Origin of the sequence: Amycolatopsis sp. CA-126428, assembly GCF_002904335.1 — a bacterium.
In the GTDB taxonomy this organism is placed as follows: domain Bacteria; phylum Actinomycetota; class Actinomycetes; order Mycobacteriales; family Pseudonocardiaceae; genus Amycolatopsis.
Genome location: NZ_PPHF01000165.1, coordinates 20,571 through 35,744, shown reverse-complemented (window position 1 = coordinate 35,744; position 15,174 = coordinate 20,571). Strand labels below are relative to the sequence as shown.

Below are 15,174 nucleotides of genomic sequence, written 5' to 3'. Positions count from 1 at the left end.
CGCCGGCACCCGTGATCAGGGAGTCGACTCACGTGATTGGAGGGTCGACACGGCCGGCGTGCTCCGCCGCGGCGTGTCGGCTTCTCCATCACGCGTGTCGACCTCCCGATCACGCGTGTCGACGGTTTCGTACCTCAGTTCCCGGCAACCAGGTCCAGTTTGGACACCGCACGCCGTCCGGTGATCGAGCCGTCGGGCGCCGGGGCGCCGTACTTGACGTCGACGCCGCGGTCCTGCAGCGCCCGGACGATGCCCGGGATCGAGCGCTCGGCGAGCGCCGCGACGGTCATCGCCGGGTTCACGGTCAGCGCGCCCGGCACCGACGCGCTGTCGGTGACGAAGATGCCCGGGTGGTTGCGCAGCTCGTGGTTCGGGTGCAGCGCGGACGTCGCCGGGTCGTCCCCGATCCGGCACGAGGCCAGGGGGTGCACGGTGTACGCGCCGACGACGTCGTTGGTCCACGGCGCGACCTTCGCCAGGCCGTCCTTCTCGATGATCGCCTTGCAGTCGGCGTCCGCCAGCGCCCAGCCGTGCCGGGTGTTCTCCGTCGGGTCGTAGCGCAGCGAACCGCGGCCGAGCATCTGCTGCGAGATCCGGTAGGCGTTCCCGGTCGGCGGCGGGGTGCCGAAGACGCCTTCGTTGTCGTCTTCGGTCATCAGGAAGATCGTGAGCCAGTTGGCCCACTGCTTGAGGATTTCCTTCTTCTCCGCCCCGAACCAGCGCGGCTCCTCGCCACCGGGCACCTGGGCGAGAATGGTGCCCAGGCCGGGCGGGAAGTACAGCTGCTCCAGCGAGTACCGCTCGTACTCCGGCAACGACCCGTCGAGCTTGTCCCAGTTCGCGACGGTCGGGCCCTTGCCGATGTGGTTGGCCGAGTACACCGGGCCGTCCTCGCGGGAGAGCCCGAGCACCTCGCGGACGCGGTCCTCGTCGATGATCGCGGTGTTGAGCCGCTCGCCGTTGCCGGAGAAGTACCGGCCGACGCCGTGCGGCATCTCGCCGAGCGTGGCTTCCGAGCGCTGCAGGATCACCGGGGTGGCCCCGGCGCCGGCGGCGATGATGACGACCTTCGCCTCGAGCACGCCGCTGCCGGTGTGGACGCGGTAGTCCTCGTCGTCGACGATGTCGAAGTGGACGCGGTAGCCGCCGTCCTCGGTCCGCTCCAGGCGCTGGACCTCGTGCAGCGGCCGGATCTGCGCGCCGTGCGCCAACGCCGCCGGCAGGTAGTTCGTCAGCATCGACCGCTTCGCGTCGAACTTGCAGCCGGCCATCATGAAGTTGCAGTTCACGCACTTGGCGTTGTCCACCGCGACCGGGGCCGGGTTCGCCGTGCGCCCGGAGTGGTTGCAGGCGGCGGCCCACAGGCCACCCGCGTAGGAGACGTCGTTCCAGTCCTGTGTGGACACCGGCATCGACTCGTCGACGCGGTCGTACCACGGCTCGAGCGAGTCGCGCGAGATGGCCTGCGGCCACATGCGGTGCCCGATGCTGCCGTGCCGCTCGAAGACGAACTTCGGCGCCCGCGGCATCGCGGCGAAGTACACCACGCTGCCGCCGCCGACGCAGTTGCCGCCGAGCACGCTCATCCCGTCGCCGACGGTGAAGTCGAACACCCGGGTGTAGGACGAACCGAGCAGGTAGTCGTGCTCGTAGTCGTCCGCGGCCAGCCACGGCCCGCGTTCCAGCACGGTCACCTTGGCCCCGCCCGCGGCGAGGTGGTACGCGGGGATGGACCCGCCGAATCCGCTGCCGACGATGACGACGTCGGTCTTCTCGACCGTGCTCATGCGGGACTCCCCGATTCCGTCGTGTCCGGGTGGATTTCGGCCAGCTTCCGGCCGTAGCCGTACCGCGGGAACCGCCAGAAGCCGTCGGCGTCGGGCTCGGTGTACCCGAGGGCCAGCAGGCCCGGGTGCCCGTCGCGGATGGCCTCGGCGGTGTGCCGGTGTGCGGCGCTGTCGTAGGCCATGTTGCAGAACAGCGCGAGGCTGACCCAGCCGTCCTTCTCCGGGTGCCCCGGCGCGGTCAGCCGCCGCACCAGCTCGCGGCGGTGCTCGTACGGCAGCGCGACGAACGGCGGGACGTCGTCGTCCAGTTCGACTTCGGCCTCGCCCGCGTAGGACTTCGCGTGGTCGTTGACCGACTGCGCGAGGTAGGGCAGGCCGGCCGTGACGCCGGTCGCGTCGAAGTTCAGCAGCTCGAGCGCGCCCGCCGCCACCGAACCCGGGCCGGGGGCGGCCCCGGCGATCGCGCGGTCGCCCGGGAACCGCTTCTCCCCCGGCACGATCGTGTCCGCGAAGGCCTCGAGGGTCAGGTTCATGACACGTTCTTCTTCGGTGGCCTCGGGTGGCACGGGCCTACCTCCTCATCGCAGTTCCAGTGGACGTCATGCGGCCCGGCGCAGCTCCGCCGCCCGCTCGTGCACGGTCATCGGCAGCCCGCCGCGCACCCGCAGCGAGAGCATCGCTTCGGGCTCGACGTGGTAGCCGGGCAGCTTGCGCAAGCGCAGGTCGCGGGCCACGGTCGCCAGCACGAACACCGCCTCCATCACCCCGAGGCTGTTGCCGATGCAGAACCTCGGCCCGGCCCCGAACGGGAGGTAGGCGTAGCGCGGCGGCCGCTCGGCCGCGGTGAACCGGCCCGGGTCGAAGCGCTCGGGGTCGCTCCAGAACTCCGGGTGCCGGTGCAGCGTGTAGGGCACGACGACGACGTCGGACCCGGCGGGCACGTGGTACCCGCCGATCTCGTCGTCGGCCTGCGCGACCCGCGGCAGCAGCCACACCGGCGGGTACAGCCGCATGACCTCTTCGACGACCGACATCGTGTACGTCAGCTTCCGCAGGTCCTCGTGCCCGGGCAGCCGGTCGCCGAGCACCTCGACGGCCTCGGCGTGCAGCCGCTCGCCGACCTCCGGGTGCTCGTCGATCAGGTGGAACGCCCAGCCGAGCGTGCTCGCCGTCGTCTCGTGCCCGGCCAGCAGCAACGTGATCAGCTCGTCGCGCATGCGCTCCCGCGAGGCGCCGTCCCCGGAGCCGGTGGCGATCAGCCGCGACAGCACGTCTTCGCCGTTCTCGACCGGGTTCGCGAGCCGTTGGTCGACCAGCTCGTCGGCGATCCGGCGCAGGTCGTCGCGCGCGGTCCGGAAGTCCAGCTGCTTCTTCAGCGGCACCCACTGCGGGACCATGCTCAGCGTGACCGCCTCGAACATGGCCTGGTCCTGCACGGCCTCGAACGAGTGGCTCAGGGTGTCGAAGCCGCCGAGCTCGGCGTCGAGCAGGGTCTTGCCCAGCACGCCGAGCGTCAGCCCGGTCATCTCGTGCAGGATCTCGACCGGCCCGTCGTGCGCGGCCAGCCGCTTCACCAGGCTGTCCACTTCGGACGCGATGGCCGTGGCCTGACTGGCGATCCGCTTGGGCTGGAACACCGGCTGGATGGTCCGGCGCTGCCGGCGCCAGGTCTCGCCGTCGCTGGTGAGCAGGCCATCGCCGAGGGCACGGCGGGCCTCCTGCAGGCCGATGCCCTTGTGGTAGTTCGCGGCGTTGTCGGCGAGGACGTGCTTCGCCAGGTCCGGGTGGTTGACGAGGTACATCGCCTTCGGTCCGATGGCGATGCGGACGACGTCGCCGTAGTCCTCGGCGTTGTCGCCCATGAGCGCGAGCCGGTCGGTGAACAACTGCTTCAGCAACCGGAAGGTCGCCCGGCGCGGGGGCCCGGGCGGCGCGGTGCGCGCCGCCCGGGCTTCGTGCGATGAGCCGGTCATGCCGCAACAGCTCCCGGCTTCTCTTCGTCGACGGCCGGCTCGGGCGCGGTGAGCTCGAGCTGGGCCTTCTGTTCGGCCTGGTCGGCCTCGAACTTGATCCGCGCCTTGTTCGAGAAGTGCAGCGCCCACAGGAAGGCGCCGCGGATCAGGCACACGGTCGCGGTCGCCAGGAACAGCCCGTACGCCACGTGCACGGCGGTGAAGAACCCGTACGTGAGCGCCACCCCGGCTCCGAACGCGAACTGCGAAACCGGTTTGGACGGCGACGTGCCCGGGTCGGTGACCATGTAGTTCGTGTAGAGCACGAACGCGATCCCGGTGGCCATCCCCAGCGCGCCGGGGATGGCGGTGCCCCAGATGACACCACGCAGGACGGCCTGGACCACGAAGAAGATCAGCCAGCCCGCGACCAGGAACATCCGGCCGGTGAGCATCGCGTTGAGCATCGTCCCCGAGAACAGGATGATGCCGACGATCAGCCAGCCGACCCAGGTGTCCACCTTCTCGCTGAAGTGGTACGGCGGGGCGATGCTGGCCCACGGGAACACCAGCAGGATGATCGTGATGCCGAAGTTCGACGGGTTCATGTAGTGCCGCATCCGGCCGTACACCGGGGCCTGCAGGACCCACTTGGCGCCGACCGCGACGACCACGCCGAACACCATGACCTGCCAGCGGTCGTTGACGTAGGTGAGCATGTTGAGCGCGAGCCCGGTGATGTGGGCCGGGAACAGGAACTCCACCAGGCCCTTGAACCCGTTGCCCCGGAACCGCACGTCGCGGTGGGTCACCCGGGCGTTGATGATTTCGAGCACGATCTCGGTGGTGTACGCGGTCGCCAGCGCGAGGAACGGGTACAGCCACGGCTGCTCGAAGCCGAGCACGGTGTAGCCCAGGATGTTGAAGATCGTGATCGAGATGGCGAAGCGGCGCAGTGCGGTGACGACCTTGTTCGTCCGCTTCGGTGGCGCGGTGTCCACTTTGGTCAGAGTCGGGCTGGTCATGATGTCACATCTCTTCCATCGCCGTGGTGCCGAGCTTGTACATGTGGCAGCCGGGCTGGAGCTTCAGGTCCTGCGTACGGACCTGCCCGGTCCGGTCCCGCCACTGCAGGTGCACGTCGAGCGGGCCGGTGACGTTCTGCCCGAGCCCGATCTGGACGTCGAAGCTGCGCCGGCCGCCCTCGCCGCTGCTGCCGTCGACCCGGCCGAGGTACTTCTTGCCGTCGGAGGTCGTGACCGTCGCCTGGGCGCCGATCGCGGGCGGGCCGGCCGCGGGCAGCGGGCCGGGCGCCACCGGGGCGTCGGTGGTCAGCTTCAGCTGGAGGAACTTGCCGGATTTCGGGCTGTCGTTGTGGTAGAAGATCGGCTCCTCCCACTGCCGTGCCACCGCGAACTCGGGCAGGCCGTCACCATCGGTGTCGCCGACGGCGATGCCGCGGGTGGGCACCGGCACCGCGAGCCCGAGCTGCGGCGCGAGGTCGGCGTAGCGGCCGTCCGAGCTCTTCACGAAGAAGTGCAGGGTCTGGTCACCACCGATGTCGTCCCCGGCGCGCGCGTTCGGCCACCAGAACGGGTTGGACAGCAGGCCGTCGTTGGCCGTGGCCAGCTCCTGCAGGTTCGGCCAGCGGTTGACCTGGCCCTTGACGAACCCGGTCGCCTGCGCGATCTGGTTCTCGCCGCTGTTGTTGAAGTCCTCGATCTTGACGTCCCAGCCCCAGCCGGACCACGCCGTCCCCTGCTGGGCGCTGTCGTCGTGGAACGGCGCGACGCCGTCGTGCAGCTGCTTGCGCAGGTCCTCGGCGTTCTTCGCGGTGTTCATGAACTGGAAGTTCGACTCTTCGATACCCCACGACGTGGTGATGTTGCTGACGAACAGGTCGTAGAGGCCGTCGTGGTTCAGGTCGCCGAAGTCGACGCCCATCCCCTTGAAGGAGTCGTTGCCCAGCACCTTCGACTTCGGATCCGTGATGCTCCGCACCCCGGTCACCTCGCCGAAGCTCACGTTGCCCGGCGTGGACTTGTTGTACAGCATGTGGTCGTGCCCGAAGTCGTTGGCGATGTAGAGCTCCGGCCGGCTGTCGCCGTCGATGTCGGTCGCGCTGGACGCCAGGGTCCAGCCCGAGCGCGCGGGCTCCGGGATGCCCTGGGAGGCGTCGGCGAACTGCGCGCTCGGCTGTGCACCCGAGGTGGCGCCGGTCCAGCGGTAGATGTACTTGCCGCCCGAGTTCTTCGCGTGCGACATCGACTGGTTCATCGTGATGCCGCCGTCGGCGTTCGGGTCGAGGACCTTGCTGTCCGGGAAGTAGTTCCCGATGAAGATGTCGGTGTGCCCGTCGCCGTCGAAGTCGCCGATGGTGGCGGAGTCGGTGTTCCACAGCGGACCGCTGTACTTGCCGTCCGGGCCGCGGTGGTCGCCGGGCACCAGCTCGGTCGGGGTGAACGCGGACGCGTCGAACTTGGTCGCGGTGGCCTTCTGCATGAACAGGACCGGGGTCCGGCCCCAGTAGTAGGCCAGCAGGTCGGTCCGGCCGTCTTCGTTGAAGTCACCGGGGACGCAGCCCATCGGCGCCATGTAGTCCCACGTCGGCAGCACCGGCGCGGGGTCGAGCGCGAAGGGCGCGTAGCGCGGGCCCGAGTCCGGCGTCGGCGTGATGACGACCTGGTCGCTGCGCGGGTCGACCAGGCAGATGTCGTTGGGCTTGCCGCTGCCGCTGATGTCGTTGAGCGCGATCGCGGCGCCGACCGAGGAGATCCAGGCCGAGATCTTCTCGTACTCCTTGTTGACGGTGCGGATCGACTGCGATTTCTTCGCCGCCGGCAGCGCGAGCGACATCGGGGTGAAGTGGAACTTGCTCGCCATCGCGTCTTGCTCGGCAGCGGAGACGCTGGGTAGCCGCGCGACCAGGAACAGGCCGAGGATCAGCACCAGCGCCACGATGCCCGCCAGCTGCTTGCGCAACCAGCCGAAGGTCGTGGTCATTTCTTCTTCCCTCCGTGGGTCAGCACTTCTTCGGCGATCCGCTGCCGCCAGGTCTCGAACGCCGGGACGTCGTCACCGTCGACGACGACGGCCGGGCGGACCTCCTGCGTGATCGCGGCGGCCCGCTCGGCCGGGAGGCCGCAGATCGCGCGGGTGGCGACCTCGGTCTCCGGGATCAGCAGGCCCGCGCGCACGCGGGCTTCGGCGGCAAAAGCGCTTCCCTGCGCCAGTTGCCCGTGGTGGATCCCGGCCCGGTCGACCAGTTCCGCCAGTTCGTCGGCCGAGACACCGCACGCGTAGGTCGAGGCCAGCCCCACCCCGGCGTAGAGGTCGCCGTGGCGCGACTCCGGGAACTCCTCGATCGTCTTGGTCACCAGCGAAACGTCGGTGCCGCAGACGAACCACAGCGCCCGGCCGATGCCCTGGTCGATGGCCCGCAGCGCGTAGCCGTCGTACCGCCGGTCCGGCCAGGGGAAATCCTTTTCCTGGTACTGGTTCCGGACGTAGGAGTCGGTCTTGAAGTACGCCTGGTGGAAGCCGTAGCCGTCGAGGACCAGCCAGCGCAGCAGCGGGTCGAAGTCCGTCGCCTTCGGCCAGGTGAACCGCGGGATGCGGGCCATCGCCCAGCCGACCCCGACGTAGACGATGTAGTCGTGCTTCGCGGCCGGGCCGCCCAGGAACTCGGCGATGTTGGTGCTCTTGCCGAAGGGCAGCCCGTCGAGCACGCCGTAGCCCATCCCGGCGCCTTCGTAGGCGAAGCCGCGGAACTGCGGGGGAATGCGCTCCAGCCATTCCTCGGCCTGCTCCGGCGAGCGAGCCTCGACCGCGTGCGCGTAACCGAGGAGGAACTTTTCGCCGACCGTCTCGAGCAGTTCTTGAGCGGCCGGGCTCTTCCGGTGGAAACCACGCTTCGCCAGCGACGTCTCCGAGATGTCCGGTGTCAGGATGCGACGTCTGAACGCGCGCCAACCATTGCCCAACGCACTCTCCCCCTTCGGGTCGAATAAAGGTTTGGTCCTGCTCTTCACTTCTACCGTCACAGATTCGCTGTTCGGCGGTCTACTCCACGGTTGCGTGCGAGCGCTTTTCAGCTCGCCCGCAGACGGGCTTCCGGGCGGAACTCGGCGCGGATGCGCTCCCGCCACAGTTCGTAGGGCGGCTGCGGCCCGTCGTCGCCGTCGGCCTGTTCGGTGCTGTCGGCGAGGTTTTGCGCGGCCTGCACGGTCAAGTCGGTGAGCACGCCGGCCGCGAGGTGGGTGTGGGTGGGGATGTGGCCGGCGTACGTCCGCGCTTTCACCGCGAACACGACGCCGAGGGCCAGCTCGTCGAAGTACTCCCCGGCCGCCTGGCGCAGCCGGCCCAGCCCGTGCTGGTCGGCCCCGCCGGCGAACGTCGAGGCGAGCCCGACCCCGCTCCACAGGTCGGCCCGGCGGTGTTCGGCGAAGCGCCCGACCGCGGCGGCGACGGCGTCCGGGTTCCCGCCGTGGATGAACCACAGCGCGCGGCCCACCCCCTGGTCGAAGGCCCGGGCGAAGTATTCGGGACGGCCGGCCCACGGGTAGGGCACCGGCTCCGCCTGCTCGCCGATCCACTTGTCCGTGTCGAAGTAGGCGCGGTCGAAGCCGTAGCCGTCGACGGCGAGCCAGCTCATCACGGGGTGGTGGGCCACCCCGGTCAGCTCGGGCAGGATGTTCTTCCACAGTGGACGCGGCAGCCGCGCCATCGCGAAGCCGATCCCGATGTAGGTCAGGAAGATGTGCGGGCGCCCCGGTCCTTCCAGCAGCGCCCGGGTGCGGTCGCGGCCGCCGCCCGGCATGGCGTCGAGGATGCTGTAGCCCATCGTCGCGCCCTCGTAGGCGAAGCCGCGCTGCTCCGGCTCGACGAGGGCGAGCCGGCGCTCGATCTCCCACAGCGAGGCGCCTTCGACGGCCCATTCGAACCCGCACACCACCGCTTGCGGAACCGCCTCCAGCCGGGCCGTCGCTTCGGTGTGCGTGACCGGGAAGCCGCGTTCGGCGAAACCGACGGAGGCCAGTGGCGGCGCCAGCACGCGTTTGCGCAGGACACCCAGGAAAGTCGACATCGGAATCCTTCTGGTTGTCGGTTTTCGGGACGATCAGGCGACCGCGTGCAGGTGCGACCGCTGGGCCGGCAAGGCTCGCTCTCCCGCCGGCGACTGGTGCGAAGCCAAGGTGACGGCGACCGGCGGGTCGGTCAGGGACGGCGGGTGCAGCCGCATCGTGACTTCGGCGGGCTCGGACCCCGTCACGGTCACCGGCGCCGAGGCGATGGTGAAGGCCGGGCCGGCGTGGACGTCGCGGACCGCGCCGTGGTCGGCCACCGCGTTCACCGTCCAGGTGCCTTCGGGCACGCCGTCGATGGTCAGGTCGGTGGACAGCGCGTCCGCGACACCACCGAAGGCCACCGGGCTGCTCTGCGGGACCGCGTCGGCGAAGACACCGACGAGCACGTTGGCCCGCGCGGCCTCCGGCGGCATCCGCAGCCGCACGGTGAGCCGCCCGCCGCCGGAGGGCAGGGACGGCCGCATGCTGCCGGCCTCGCGCAGGGACCGCAGCGAAGGCAGCCGCTGGAAGTGGGCGGAGTGCGCCACCAGCAGCTCGCCGACTTCCGGGTCCCGGTACGCGGTCGGGGTCATCCCGACCGAGCGCAGGAAGCGGCTGGTGAACGTGCCGACGCTGCTGTACCCGACGCTGCAGACGATGTCCGACACCGTGAGCGACGTCGTCAGGAGCAGCCGCTTCGCTTCGAACAACCGCACCGCGGTGAGGAACCGGCCCGGCGTCACCCCCGTCGCCTTGGCGAAGATCCGGGAGAAGTGGAACGGGCTCACGTACACCTCGGACGCCAGGGCCGACAGCGTGATGGGCTCGAAGTACCGCTCGAGGATCAGTTCGATCGCGCGGAGCACGGCGGGCGGCACGGCCTTGCCCCGGGCCGGGTCCGCCTCCCGGCCATTTCGCTCCGCACCTGCCGACGACGCGATCTCGGCACTCATGGACGCAACCGATCGCAAGATCATCAGAACTACCTCGAATTCGCAACGACGTCAATTTCCTACTTAGCCAGGTAAGACGCCGTGCCTCGCAGTCCGGTCGATCTCCGATGGAGGGCCGGCGGGGCCGGTCCGGGCCCCTGTGCGGAGGTCCCGGACGGCAATGTGTGAAACGCATACCCGCCGCGTGACCGCCGAATACCGCGGTACGACGCACCTGTGCGCGCGGCGCGTGATAGCGACCACAATCGGCGTTCTCACGGCTATGGGGAAGATCAGGACCTGCGGTTTACCTCGGCGTTCCCGGCCGGCCGGCGTGCGCGGCACCCCCCTCAGGAAGTGCGGGGTGCACGGGACCGCCCGGAGAAACACATCTCGACTCTGGTGGACGGGTCACTGGCTGGGCACCGCCGCGTCTGACACTGTCGAAAACAGAAAGGCCCGCGGCCGGTACGGCTTCACTGGGGAGCTTGGGAAACGCGACGGGTCTTACTGGAGGCGCCCGACATGTACTCGACGAAAAATCTAGCGGACAGCCCGGTCATGGTTCCGGACATCCCCGCGCAACGGCTCGGGATCGACACCGGGTTCACCGTGCTCGGCCCGCTGGCCCTGGTGCGCGACGGCGTCGACTACGCGCCGACCACGCCGAAACTCCTGCAGCTGCTGGCCTTGCTGGTGCTGCGGCCCGGCAAGATGGTGCACGCCGACGCGATCGCCCAGGAGCTGTGGGCCGACAAGCCGCCGCGCACCATGCGGACCACCATGCACACCTACGTCTACCACCTGCGCCGCTGCCTCGACGAGCACGGCCTCGGCTCGTTGCTGGAAACCAAGGCACCCGGGTACGTGTTCCGGATCGACCCGGCCCAGGTCGACGTCTTCCGGTTCGGGCAGCTGCACCAGGAAGGCCAGGAGCTGCTGCGCGAGGAACAGTACGCCGCGGCCGTCGAGCGGTTCCGCTCCGCGCTCGACGTGTGGAACGGGCCGCCGCTGGCCAACGTCCCCTCGGGTCCGATGCTCCTCCCGTACACCGTGGAGCTGCTGGAGCAGCGGCGCACGACGATGCACATGCTCTTCGAGGCCGAGATCGCCAGCGGGCACCACCGCGAGGTGATCGGGGAACTGCGCGCGGTGACGGCGGGGAACCCCCTCGACGAAGCCCTGCACGGCCAGCTCATGCGGGTGCTGGGCCGCAGCGGCCGCCGGTCCGACGCGATGCTCGTCTACCGCACGCTGCGGAAGCGGCTGAGCGAGGAGCTCGGCGTCGAGCCGTGCGCGGATCTGCAGATCCTGCACCACGACCTCATCTCCGAAGGCGACCACAGCTGACGCCTCGCCGCCCGGACCGACCGACCACCTGCCCGAAGTGAGGACCCGTGACCGCACCCACCCGAACTTACGGCCAGTTCTGCGGACTGGCTCGCGCACTGGAGCTCGTCGGCGAACGCTGGGCCCTGCTCATCGTGCGCGACCTCGTCCTCGGCGCGAAGCGCTACACCCAGTTGAAGGCGGGCTTGCCCAGGATCCCGCCGAGCATGCTCTCCGCCCGGCTCAACGAGCTGGAGGCGTCCGGGGTGGTCCGCCGCCGCGTCCGCGCCGACCTCGACGCCGGGCTGGTCTACGAGCTCACCGAGTACGGGAGCGAGCTCGACCGCATCCTGCTGGACCTCGGCCTGTGGGGCGCGAGGTCGCTCGGCCGGCCCGCCTCCGGCGACGTCTTCACGCTGGACGCGGCGATCCTCTCGCTCTACACGACCTTCCAGGGCGAGGCCGCGGCCGGCGTCCGGGTCGCCTACGAAATCCAGTACCCCGGCAAGATGGTCCTCCGGGTCGTCGTCGACGACGGCGCGCTCGAGGTGTCCGAAGGCCGCCACGCCGACGCCGACCTGGTCATCCGGTGCGACCAGGGATCGGCGCTGCTGGACGTCATCAGCGGCCAGGCGAGCCCGGCGGAAGCGGTGCGCTCCGGCCGCCTTTCGCTCGAGGGCGACCTCGACAACCTCGAACTGTTCGCCCGGCTCTTCCAGCTCAAAACCGCGCCCGAACCCGCAGCGGGCATCGCCCTGCACTGAGTCCCCCGCCGGATCCCGCGCTGACCCCGGGGCGGGGACTCAGCCGAGGTGGTCGGCGCGCTCCTCGAGGTACCGCCGCTCGGGCAGGCTCGCCGTGCGCCGCGCCGCGCGGCGGTAGTGCTCGCGGGCGGCTTCGGGCTCGCCGGCCTGCTCCAGCAGGTGCGCGCGCACGGCGTCGAAGCGGTGGCTCTGCTTCATCCGGCCGTCGTCGGCGATGGAGTCCAGCAGCTCCAGCCCGCGGGCCGGGCCTTCGACCATGGCCACCGCGATCGCCTGGTTCAACGTGACCACGGCACTGGGCGCGAGTTCCTGCAGCACTTCGTAGAGCTGCGTGATCTGCACCCAGTCGGTGCTCTCCGCGCTCGGCGCCGCGTCGTGCAGCGCCGCGATCGCCGCCTGGACCTGGTACGCCCCGACCGGACCGCGCCCCAGCACCCGGCCGATGAGCGCGGCGCCTTCGGCGACCATCGCGCGGTCCCAGCGGCCGCGGTCCTGCTCGGCCAGCGGCACCAGCGTCCCGTCCGGCCCGTCCCGGGCGTCCCGGCGGGCGTCGGTGAGCAGCATGAGCGCGAGCAGCCCGGCCACCTCGCCGTCGTCCGGGCGCAGCGCGTGCACCGCCCGGGTCAGCCGGATCGCCTCCCGCGCGAGCGCCGGCACCCGCAGGTCCGTCCCGGACGTCGCGGTGTACCCCTCGTTGAAGATCAGGTAGAGCACCTGGAGCACGACCGACAGCCGCTCGGCGTACTCCGCCGGTGCCGGTTCGCCGAACGTCGACCCGGCGGCCGCGATGCTTTCCTTGGCGCGCGTGATGCGCCGGGTCATCGTGGCTTCCGGCACGAGGAACGCCTTGGCGACCTGGGCGGTCGTCAGGCCGCCCACCGCGCGGAGGGTGAGCGCCACCTGCGACGGCGGCGAAACCGCGGGGTGGCAGCACAGGAACAGCAGCGTCAGCGTGTCGTCGCGGTCGGGCGCGCGCTGGTCCCCGGGACCGGCGACCGCGGCGGCGTCCGCGGGTTCCCGCGCCGCGACGGTCTCTTCCCGGCGGCGGCGCGCGCTTTCGCTGCGCCAGTGGTCGGTGAGCCGGCGCGCGGCGACGGCCACGAGCCAGCCGTGCGGGTTGTCCGGCACGCCTTCGCCCGGCCACTGCTCGGACGCGGCGAGCAGCGCCTCCTGCACCGCGTCCTCGCACGCGTCGAACTGGCCGTAGCGGCGCACGAGGACGCCCAGCACCCGCGGCACCAGCGGCCGGAGCAGCTCGCCGACGTCCGCCGGCCGGCTCACCCGCCGACGACCTCGGATTCGGTCTCCGAGTCGGCGAAGAACACCACCGGGCGGACTTCGATGCCGAGCCCGTCGATCTTCGCGTCCGGGATCATCGCGGCCACCTCGTACGCCCGCTCCTGGCTGGCGCACTCGACGAGGTAGTAGCCCGCGAGGAACTCCTTCGACTCGACGAACGGGCCGTCGGTGATCGCCGGCATCCCGTTCTTCACCCGCACCACGGCGCTCTTGGCCGGCGCGTCGAGCGCCTGGGTGCTGATCATCTCGCCGGACTCGCGGATGCGGCGGATGAACTCGCCGTGGCCGGTCATGACGTCGTCCTTGTCCTGCTCGGACAAGCCGTCCCAGACTTCCGGGTTCATGTACATCGCCAAGAGGTACTTCAAAATACGGCTCCCCGCGTTCGGCCGGCCCTGGTGGCAACATAGCCGATCCGGCACCGCAACCTGTGAGTGGTCGGCGGGCGCGTCCCGGCGGGAGCATCGAGATCCGGGCATTCGATCATCGTCCGGAGGGAGGCACCATGCAGGATGTGCACGCCGACCTCGGTACCGAGGCGGACACCCTCGCGGAGCTCGTCCGCGAGCACGAGGAGAAGGTGCTGCTGCCCGCCGGCCGGGTGATCACCGGCCACCTCGCCGAGCTCACCGTCGTGGCCAGGCGGGTGGTGCTGAGCGTCGAAGGCGAGGACAGCGCCTCGGCCCCGTCCATCACCGCCTCGGGGACGCTCGGGGACGCCGTCCTGGGCTGGCGTTCGGAGCACCGGAAGGCGACCGAGCTGCTGGCCGCCGCGGACGGGGAAATCGACTGGCCGGGCGGGCCGGTGCGGCCGTCCGTGCTCGCGGCCGCCCTGCTCACCGCGGTGTTCGCCCGCGGTCAGGACATCGCCGACGTCCTCGGCGTCCGCCTGCCCCGCAACGACAGCGTCGGCCACGTCGCCTACTACGGCGTGCGCACCCGCGACGACGCCTACACCGGGCACGGCCCGCCGCCGGCGGCACCGTTCCGCTTCGAGCTCACGGCGCCGTCCGGCACGCGGTGGGAGTTCGGCCCGGCCGGCGCGGCGGACCGGGTGACCGGCCCGGCGGAAGACTTCTGCCTGCTGTTCACCGGCCGACGCCCGCCCGCCCGGCTGGCCGTCACCACCGCGGGCGAGGCCACCCGCTGGGCGGAGCTGGCGCGGACGCGGCACAATCCCTTTTGGACATCCGAAGCGGATTAGGAGCTGTCCGGTGAGTCCTCGGAGCCGGAGCCCGATGGCGGCGGTGGTGAGGTCCGCCTGGTAGCAGGCGGCGTGTCCGGCGGAGCGAGTGGCCAGGTCACGGAGCGGCGGCGGGCGGTTTCCGCAACATCGCGTTGATCACCCCAGAGGACCCGGCCGCGAGGTCCACCCGGGAGTGTCACTCGAAGCGGGCGGGGTCCCCGGCGCCGCGGCGGACGATCTCGGCTTCCCCCGACGAGAAGTCCACCACCGTGGTGGGCTCGACGCCGCAGTCGCCGGAGTCGACGACCGCGTCGAGGACGTGGTCGAGCTCCTCTTTGATCTCCCACCCCTGGGTGAGCGGCTCGGGCACGTCCGGCAGGAGCAGCGTGCTCGACACGAGGGGCTCGCCGAGCTCCGCGAGCAGCGCCTGGGCGACGACGTGCTCCGGGATGCGCACGCCCACGGTCTTCTTCTTCTCGTGCATCAGCCGCCGCGGCACCTCCTTGGTCGCCGGCAGGATGAACGTGTAGCTGCCCGGGGTCGCGGCCTTGATCGCGCGGAACACCGCGTTGTCGACGTGCACGAACTGCCCGAGCTGCGCGAAGTTCTCGCAGACGAGGGTGAAGTGGTGCCGCCGGTCGAGCCGGCGGATCGCCCGGATCCGGTCGAGCCCCTGCGGGTTGTCGAGCCGGCAGCCCAGCGCGTAGCAGGAGTCCGTCGGATAGGCGATCAGGCCGTCCTGGCGCACCAGCTCCGCGATCTGGCCGACGGTGCGCCGCTGGGGGTTGTCCGGGTGGACGTCGAAGTACCTGGCCATGACCGCGAGCCTAAGCCTCCGTCCCGCTGCGACGCCCGGTGA

14 protein-coding genes are annotated in these 15,174 nt (G+C 70.7%); 3 read left to right on the top strand and 11 right to left on the bottom strand.

Annotated features, from left to right (window positions below; genetic code table 11):
* Window positions 1-134: 134 nt before the first annotated feature.
* From C2L58_RS42565 to C2L58_RS42530, 8 genes are all read right to left on the bottom strand, one after another.
* Entirely contained in the window at window positions 135-1,787 is a 1,653-nt protein-coding gene (locus C2L58_RS42565; protein WP_103343290.1) for a GMC family oxidoreductase N-terminal domain-containing protein, read from the bottom strand.
* On the bottom strand, window positions 1,784-2,320 hold the full coding sequence (locus C2L58_RS42560; RefSeq protein WP_199191696.1) for a DUF5987 family protein: 537 nt from the start codon (window positions 2,318-2,320) through the stop codon (window positions 1,784-1,786). The genes C2L58_RS42565 and C2L58_RS42560 overlap by 4 nt, the downstream gene beginning before the upstream one ends.
* Window positions 2,321-2,386: 66 nt before the next feature.
* Complete coding sequence (locus C2L58_RS42555) at window positions 2,387-3,760, bottom strand: cytochrome P450 (protein WP_103343288.1); 1,374 nt, start codon at window positions 3,758-3,760, stop codon at window positions 2,387-2,389.
* Complete coding sequence (locus C2L58_RS42550; RefSeq protein ID WP_103343287.1) at window positions 3,757-4,764, bottom strand: enediyne biosynthesis protein; 1,008 nt, start codon at window positions 4,762-4,764, stop codon at window positions 3,757-3,759. The genes C2L58_RS42555 and C2L58_RS42550 overlap by 4 nt, the downstream gene beginning before the upstream one ends.
* Window positions 4,765-4,768: 4 nt before the next feature.
* Window positions 4,769-6,742, bottom strand: a complete 1,974-nt coding sequence (locus C2L58_RS42545; protein ID WP_103343286.1) for an FG-GAP repeat domain-containing protein — start codon at window positions 6,740-6,742, stop codon at window positions 4,769-4,771.
* Window positions 6,739-7,722 (bottom strand): DUF1702 family protein, encoded by a 984-nt coding sequence (locus tag C2L58_RS42540; RefSeq protein ID WP_103343285.1) that lies wholly within the window; start codon window positions 7,720-7,722, stop codon window positions 6,739-6,741. The genes C2L58_RS42545 and C2L58_RS42540 overlap by 4 nt, the downstream gene beginning before the upstream one ends.
* Window positions 7,723-7,829: 107 nt before the next feature.
* Window positions 7,830-8,825 carry a DUF1702 family protein gene (locus tag C2L58_RS42535; RefSeq protein WP_103343284.1) on the bottom strand — a complete coding sequence of 332 codons (996 nt, stop codon included), beginning with the start codon at window positions 8,823-8,825 and terminating at the stop codon, window positions 7,830-7,832.
* A gap of 33 nt (window positions 8,826-8,858) precedes the next feature.
* A complete protein-coding gene (locus C2L58_RS42530) occupies window positions 8,859-9,758 on the bottom strand; it encodes a helix-turn-helix transcriptional regulator (protein ID WP_233226241.1) in 900 nt (299 codons plus the stop codon).
* Window positions 9,759-10,298: 540 nt separating this feature from the next.
* Between C2L58_RS42530 and C2L58_RS42525 the strand changes: the two genes are divergently transcribed.
* Together C2L58_RS42525 and C2L58_RS42520 are read left to right on the top strand one after the other, a co-directional pair.
* Window positions 10,299-11,087 carry an AfsR/SARP family transcriptional regulator gene (locus C2L58_RS42525; RefSeq protein ID WP_103343282.1) on the top strand — a complete coding sequence of 263 codons (789 nt, stop codon included), beginning with the start codon at window positions 10,299-10,301 and terminating at the stop codon, window positions 11,085-11,087.
* A 47-nt stretch (window positions 11,088-11,134) separates the two neighbouring features.
* On the top strand, window positions 11,135-11,830 hold the full coding sequence (locus tag C2L58_RS42520; protein WP_233226240.1) for a winged helix-turn-helix transcriptional regulator: 696 nt from the start codon (window positions 11,135-11,137) through the stop codon (window positions 11,828-11,830).
* Between the two features lie 39 nt (window positions 11,831-11,869).
* Here the strand turns inward: C2L58_RS42520 and C2L58_RS42515 are convergent, their stop codons facing one another.
* Window positions 11,870-13,111: an RNA polymerase sigma factor gene (locus C2L58_RS42515; RefSeq protein ID WP_199191695.1), complete on the bottom strand. Its 1,242-nt coding sequence runs from the start codon at window positions 13,109-13,111 to the stop codon at window positions 11,870-11,872.
* Complete coding sequence (locus tag C2L58_RS42510) at window positions 13,108-13,497, bottom strand: YciI family protein (protein ID WP_103343281.1); 390 nt, start codon at window positions 13,495-13,497, stop codon at window positions 13,108-13,110. Before C2L58_RS42510 ends, C2L58_RS42515 begins: the two co-directional genes overlap by 4 nt.
* Before the next feature lie 137 nt (window positions 13,498-13,634).
* Between C2L58_RS42510 and C2L58_RS42505 the strand changes: the two genes are divergently transcribed.
* Window positions 13,635-14,333 carry a maleylpyruvate isomerase family mycothiol-dependent enzyme gene (locus C2L58_RS42505; RefSeq protein WP_103343280.1) on the top strand — a complete coding sequence of 233 codons (699 nt, stop codon included), beginning with the start codon at window positions 13,635-13,637 and terminating at the stop codon, window positions 14,331-14,333.
* A gap of 178 nt (window positions 14,334-14,511) precedes the next feature.
* Here C2L58_RS42505 and C2L58_RS42500 read toward each other — a convergent pair whose 3' ends face one another.
* Window positions 14,512-15,132, bottom strand: coding sequence for an L-threonylcarbamoyladenylate synthase (locus C2L58_RS42500; RefSeq protein WP_103343279.1), 621 nt, complete (start codon window positions 15,130-15,132; stop codon window positions 14,512-14,514).
* Window positions 15,133-15,174 lie beyond the last annotated feature (42 nt).

Bases quoted from the DNA above. Each gene is read 5' to 3' on its own strand.
- C2L58_RS42565 (WP_103343290.1), bottom strand. From the start codon at position 1,787: ATGAGCACGGTCGAGAAGACCGACGTCGTCATCGTCGGCAGCGGATTC.
- C2L58_RS42560 (WP_199191696.1), bottom strand. From the start codon at position 2,320: ATGAACCTGACCCTCGAGGCCTTCGCGGACACGATCGTGCCGGGGGAG.
- C2L58_RS42555 (WP_103343288.1), bottom strand. From the start codon at position 3,760: ATGACCGGCTCATCGCACGAAGCCCGGGCGGCGCGCACCGCGCCGCCC.
- C2L58_RS42550 (WP_103343287.1), bottom strand. From the start codon at position 4,764: ATGACCAGCCCGACTCTGACCAAAGTGGACACCGCGCCACCGAAGCGG.
- C2L58_RS42545 (WP_103343286.1), bottom strand. From the start codon at position 6,742: ATGACCACGACCTTCGGCTGGTTGCGCAAGCAGCTGGCGGGCATCGTG.
- C2L58_RS42535 (WP_103343284.1), bottom strand. From the start codon at position 8,825: ATGTCGACTTTCCTGGGTGTCCTGCGCAAACGCGTGCTGGCGCCGCCA.
- C2L58_RS42530 (WP_233226241.1), bottom strand. From the start codon at position 9,758: ATGAGTGCCGAGATCGCGTCGTCGGCAGGTGCGGAGCGAAATGGCCGG.
- C2L58_RS42525 (WP_103343282.1), top strand. From the start codon at position 10,299: ATGGTTCCGGACATCCCCGCGCAACGGCTCGGGATCGACACCGGGTTC.
- C2L58_RS42505 (WP_103343280.1), top strand. From the start codon at position 13,635: ATGCAGGATGTGCACGCCGACCTCGGTACCGAGGCGGACACCCTCGCG.
- C2L58_RS42500 (WP_103343279.1), bottom strand. From the start codon at position 15,132: ATGGCCAGGTACTTCGACGTCCACCCGGACAACCCCCAGCGGCGCACC.